The organism is Azospirillum sp. B4, from assembly GCF_000333275.1.
Taxonomy (GTDB): domain Bacteria; phylum Pseudomonadota; class Alphaproteobacteria; order Azospirillales; family Azospirillaceae; genus Nitrospirillum.
In genome coordinates this window covers 1-5019 of sequence record NZ_BACU01000690.1, presented here as the reverse complement: position 1 = coordinate 5019, position 5019 = coordinate 1, and the positions used below count along the sequence as shown (strand labels likewise).

Annotated in this window: 6 protein-coding genes; 3 read left to right on the top strand and 3 right to left on the bottom strand. The window is 71.4% G+C overall.

Annotation, left to right across the window (positions count from 1 at the left end; all coding sequences use genetic code 11):
• Window positions 1-41: 41 nt before the first annotated feature.
• A complete protein-coding gene (gene hisC, locus I55_RS31075) occupies window positions 42-1142 on the top strand; it encodes a histidinol-phosphate transaminase (RefSeq protein ID WP_044564606.1) in 1101 nt (366 codons plus the stop codon).
• Between the two features lie 14 nt (window positions 1143-1156).
• Entirely contained in the window at window positions 1157-2077 is a 921-nt protein-coding gene (locus tag I55_RS31070) for a prephenate/arogenate dehydrogenase family protein (protein ID WP_044564602.1), read from the top strand.
• A gap of 151 nt (window positions 2078-2228) precedes the next feature.
• Here the strand turns inward: I55_RS31070 and I55_RS33720 are convergent, their stop codons facing one another.
• Window positions 2229-3311: a DUF2125 domain-containing protein gene (locus tag I55_RS33720; RefSeq protein ID WP_049974677.1), complete on the bottom strand. Its 1083-nt coding sequence runs from the start codon at window positions 3309-3311 to the stop codon at window positions 2229-2231.
• A gap of 205 nt (window positions 3312-3516) precedes the next feature.
• Between I55_RS33720 and I55_RS31060 the strand changes: the two genes are divergently transcribed.
• Window positions 3517-4125, top strand: coding sequence for a gamma-glutamylcyclotransferase (locus I55_RS31060; protein WP_083901577.1), 609 nt, complete (start codon window positions 3517-3519; stop codon window positions 4123-4125).
• 130 nt (window positions 4126-4255) lie between these two features.
• Here I55_RS31060 and rsmD read toward each other — a convergent pair whose 3' ends face one another.
• Together rsmD and I55_RS38035 are read right to left on the bottom strand one after the other, a co-directional pair.
• On the bottom strand, window positions 4256-4834 hold the full coding sequence (rsmD, locus tag I55_RS31055; RefSeq protein ID WP_044564601.1) for a 16S rRNA (guanine(966)-N(2))-methyltransferase RsmD: 579 nt from the start codon (window positions 4832-4834) through the stop codon (window positions 4256-4258).
• The coding region (locus tag I55_RS38035) for a hypothetical protein (RefSeq protein ID WP_211100326.1) at window positions 4834-5019 on the bottom strand (186 nt) is incomplete at its 5' end. The genes I55_RS38035 and rsmD, both read right to left, overlap by 1 nt.

Sequence of the window (5019 nt, the reverse complement as noted above, 5' to 3'; positions counted from 1 at the left end):
GAAGAAGTCCGCCACCGCCTGTCAGAAGGTTGCCCAGCATCATGTCCGTTCCCGTTCCCAACCCCGGCATTCTCGATATCCATGCCTATGTCGGGGGCGAGGCGCATGCGCCGGGGGCGTCGCGGCTGATTCGCCTGGCCTCCAACGAAGGCGCGCTGGGGCCCAGCCCCAAGGCCATCGCCGCGTACAAGGCCGTGGCGGAACAGATCCACCGCTATCCCGACGGCGGTTCCAGCGCGCTGCGCGCCGGCCTCGGCCGCCGCTTCGGCCTGGATGCCGACCGCATCGTCTGTGGCAACGGCTCCGATGACGTGCTGCAGCTGCTGACCCGCGCCTATGCCGGCGCGGGGGACGAGGTGCTGCATACCGTCCACGGCTTCGCCATCTACCCCATCAGCGCCCGCTTCGCCGGCGCCACCCCCGTGGCGGCACCCGAACGCGACCTGAAGACCGACGTGGACGCCCTGCTGGCCAGGGTGACGCCCCGCACCCGCGTGGTCTTCATCGCCAACCCCAACAACCCCACCGGCAGCTACCTGACCAGGGACGAGCTGCGGCGCCTGCACGCGGGCCTGCCGGGAAACGTGCTGCTGGTCGTCGACGCCGCCTATTCCGAATACGTGGACGCGGCGGACTACAGCGATGGGGCCGAGCTGGTCGACGCGTTCAGCAACGTCGTGATGACCCGCACCTTCTCCAAGATCTTCGCGCTGGGGGGCCTGCGCCTGGGCTGGGCCTACTGCCCGGCGGCCGTGGCCGACGTGCTGAACCGGGTGCGCGGTCCCTTCAACGTGGCGTCCAGCGCCCAGGCCGCCGGCCTGGCGGCGCTGGAGGACACCGAATTCCTGGAAAGGAGCCGCCGGCACAACGCCCAGGTGCGCGAATGGTTCGTGGGCCGGGTGCGGGACCTGGGCCTGGTGGTCCACCCTTCCGTCGCCAACTTCGTCCTGGTCTCCTTCGCCGAGCAGGCGGGCGACCGGGCCAACGCGGAGGGGGCCCGGCAACTGCTGAAGTCACGCGGCATCCTGGTGCGGCAGGTGGGCTCCTACGGCCTGCCGCATTGCCTGCGCATCACCATCGGCCTGGAGGATGAGATGCAGGCCGTGGTGGCGGGCCTGGCCGACTGGGTGGCCGGCAAATGAGCCTGTCTGAGCAAATGAGCGTGTCTGAAACGAATGCGGCCGTTCCGGCCGCGGGCCCTCTTTACAACCGCATTTGCGTCATCGGCCTGGGCCTCATCGGCTCCTCCCTGCTGCGGTGCCTGATGGAGGATCGCGGCCTGGCCGGCGAGGTGGTGGCCAGCGACCGGTCGGAAGCCGTCTGCGCCCGCGTGGCGGAACTGGGCATCGCCGACCGGGTGGAACGGGACGCCGTCAAGGCCGTGGCCGGCGCCGACCTGGTGGTGCTGTGCACACCCGTGGGCGCCTACGCCGACGTGGCCGCCCTGATCGGCCCGCATCTGGCGCCGGGCAGCACGCTCAGCGACGTGGGCTCCGTCAAGCAGGCGGTGGTGCGCGACGTCTCCCCCCACGTGCCGGACGGGGTGCATTTCATTCCCGGCCACCCCTTGGCGGGCACGGAGCATTCCGGCCCCGACGCCGGCTTCAAGGAGCTGTTCCGCGGGCGCTGGCTGATCCTGACCCCGCCGCCGGGCACGGACGCGGAGGCGGTGGACAGGCTGGGCCGCCTGTGGGCCGCCTGCGGTTCACAGATCGAGGTGATGGACGCCAGTCACCACGACCAGGTACTGGCCATCACCAGCCACCTGCCGCACCTGATCGCCTACACCATCGTCGGCACGGCGACGGATCTGGAGGAGGCGACGAAGTCCGAGGTCATCCGCTTCTCCGCCACGGGCTTCCGCGACTTCACCCGCATCGCCGCCTCCGATCCCGTCATGTGGCGCGACATCTTCCTCAACAACCGCGAGGCGGTGCTGGAGATCATCCAGCGCTTCACCGAGGACCTGACGGCCCTGCAGCGCGCCATCCGCTGGGGGGAGGGCGACAAGCTGTTCGACCTGTTCACCCGCACCCGCGCCATCCGCCGTTCGATCATCGACGCCAAGCAGGCGTAGTTGGTTTGCCTCAGGCGCCGGCGGGGCATCCGCCCTTTGGTGCTCGCTGCGGCGGCTGCGGTCGCAGCCTAGTCGCTTCGCTCCCCGGCCCTTGGCTTCGCTCACGTGTTGGGTGCCGCCATTCGGCGGGGCGAGGCAATAGGCGGGGTCGTCACCGCCAGACGATGTCGGGGTAGTGGCCGACGACCAGCGGGCCGACCTGAAGCTTATGGTCCTGCATGCTGATGGGCAGCTTCAGGCTGGGGGCGCCGCCGTTGGCGCTGGGCTTGGACAGGAGCGCCAGGCCGGCGCGCACCAGGGCGGCCTGGTTGGCGTGCAGGGTGCCGCCGTCCTTCAGCGCGTCCACCAGGCTGTCCAGGCCCGTCAGCTCGGCGGAGCCGGAGCCCTGGGGCTGCAGGGCGCCGTCCAGGGCCAGGGTGGCGTTGGCCGACATGTGCAGGTCGCCCCAGTCCAGCTTCAGGCTGTCCACCTCCACCGTGCCGCCGTCCTTCGACCAGGGGCCCACCGCTTCCGCCGTGGGGGCGGCGGGCAGGGGGCCCTGCACCCGCGCGGTCAGGATCAGGCGCTGGAGGGTGGGCCCTAGGCTGCGGACCGGCGGCACGGTCATGCCGGCCACGTCCAGATGCAAGGCCAGGCCCGTGCCGGTGTGATCGGCGGGCGGTGTCGCCGGCCGCTCCACCGTCAGGGAGAAGGTCTCGATGGGGTAGCTGCCGGCGGGCAACAGGCTGGCCGGCGGGGCCGCGCCCTCGGGCGTTCCTTCCGGTGCCGGCACCGCCGCGGCCGTCAGGGTGGCGTGGGCGAGGTCAACCCGTACGGAGCGCGGCGCGCCGGTGGCCGGATCCAGGGCGACGCGGCCGCCGGCGATGGCGGCGGTGGCGTCCAGCGCGGGGCGGGCCCCCTCGCGCGGCAATGTGGCGTGGCCGCCCTTGGGCAGGGTCAGCACCACGTCGTGCAGCCGCCATATGGGGGCGGAGGCCCTGACCGTGTCGGCCGACCAGCTGAGGCCGTCCGGCTTGTCCACCTTCACCTGGGTCGCGGTGATGGCGATGCCCAGGGGGAAGCCCCCCAGGGTGGGCGGCTGATAGGTGATGGTGGCGCCCGCCGACCGCGCCAGGTCGGTGTCGTGCTCCAGCAGGGTCAACAGGCGGGTGGCCATGCGGTGCCACCACACGGCATAGCCGGTGACCAGGACCAGCACCAGGAACAGGACGAGGGTGAGGGGGCGGACACGCATGGGAAATCCCGATTGACGACGCGGGGCGTCGGGGTACGCGGGCGATGAGGCCACGGGGCCGGTGGATTTGGCAAGGGCGGCGCCCATCCCGCAGTCTTCAGTCATAGGTCGGTATCGGCCGCTTGGAATGCCAGCGCTTATTGCCGGCGGTGCTGGTGAACGCGCGGTTGACGGAAGGGGCCGAACCCGTCCAGGGTCGGGGACGATGTCCGTTTCCTTGCCCGGCGTGCCCGCCTTGTCCACTACCACTCCTGAAATCGCCGCTCCCTATCGCGCTCTCGGCATCGCCACCGGCGCCGATGTCTGGGTTTTCGGCTACGGGTCCCTGATGTGGAACCCGGGCTTCCCCTTTGAGGAGCGGCGGCGGGCCACGGTGCGGGGCTGGCACCGGGGCTTCAGCGTCTATTCCTTCCGCCATCGCGGCACCCGCGCCTGCCCGGGCGCCGTGCTGGGCCTGGACCGGGGCGGCGCCTGCCGGGGCATCGCCTACCGCGTGGCGGCGGACCGGGCGCCGGGCGTGCTGGACTATCTCTGGGACCGGGAGATGCAGAACGCGGTCTATGAGCCGCGGCTGCTGGCCGCCACGCTGGACGGTGGGGCCCGGGTGCCCACCTTGGCCTTCACGGTGGTGCGCGGGCATGAGCAATATTGCGGCCGCCTGGCCCCGGACGAATTGGCCTGCCTGATCCGCCAGGGCGTGGGGGAAAGCGGGCGCAACGTCGACTATCTGGTCAACACCGTTCGCCATCTGCATGAGCTGGGCATCCGCGACCGCAACCTTGAGGGGCTGGTGGAACGGGTGGCGGCACCATGAGGCTTAGCCTCGTGGCGCCATAGGCCCCGACTGGGGCCGCCGGAGGTTTCCGGGGAATGTAGCGGACTGGAAACCGGGGACAAGCCAAGCCCGAGGACGCGGGCGCCCGGCGCCTGAGGGCGGCTGAATGTCAGCCCCGCTTGAGGATTAGCACCCGGGTATCGCCGTAGCGGCGGTCGTCCAGTTCCTCGAAACCTGGTGGCGCTTCGAAGGGATCGTCACCGCCGATCTCCACCACGCACAGGGCCTCAGGTGCCAGCCAGCCGGCCACGGACAGGGCCTCCAGCGCTCGTGGCGCCAGACCCTGGCCGTACGGGGGGTCCAGGAACACCAGGCTGGCGGCCTGCCGCGCCCCCTGGGTGTTCAAGGCCGGGGCTTTTGTGGCGTCGCCCTGGATGAACTGGCAGCGGCCCGTTTCCTTCAGGGTGGCGGCGTTGGCGCGGGCGAGATCCAATGAGGCGCGGCTGACGTCAAGGAACAGGGCCGCCTCCGCCCCGCGCGACACGGCTTCCAGCCCCAGCGCGCCGGTGCCGCAGAAGGCGTCCAGCACCACGCGGCCGGCCACCGTGGGGCCGTCGTCGCTGAAGAAGCCGCCATGCTCCAGGATGTTGAACAGGGCTTGGCGCGTGCGGTCGCTGGTGGGCCGCACGTCCCGGCCGGTGGGGGCCGCCAGGACCCGCCCACGGTGACGTCCGCCGACGATGCGCATCAGGCTTTTTTACCCCCGGCCGGCTTACCCCCAGCCGGTTTACCCCTAGTCGGCCTGTCCTTGCCCGAGCCGGTCTTGCCCTCGGCCTTGGAGGCGTTGGCGGCGGGCCGTCCCGGCTTGGCCGGCGCGGCGGATTTGGCCGGGGAGGCCTGGAACCGCGCGAGGCGGCGGCTTGGGTCGCCGCG

Excerpts from the sequence above, each read along its gene's own strand:
- hisC (WP_044564606.1), top strand. The coding sequence starts at position 42 with ATGTCCGTTCCCGTTCCCAACCCCGGCATTCTCGATATCCATGCCTAT.
- I55_RS31070 (WP_044564602.1), top strand. The coding sequence starts at position 1,157 with ATGAGCGTGTCTGAAACGAATGCGGCCGTTCCGGCCGCGGGCCCTCTT.
- I55_RS33720 (WP_049974677.1), bottom strand. The coding sequence starts at position 3,311 with ATGCGTGTCCGCCCCCTCACCCTCGTCCTGTTCCTGGTGCTGGTCCTG.
- I55_RS31060 (WP_083901577.1), top strand. The coding sequence starts at position 3,517 with ATGTCCGTTTCCTTGCCCGGCGTGCCCGCCTTGTCCACTACCACTCCT.
- rsmD (WP_044564601.1), bottom strand. The coding sequence starts at position 4,834 with ATGCGCATCGTCGGCGGACGTCACCGTGGGCGGGTCCTGGCGGCCCCC.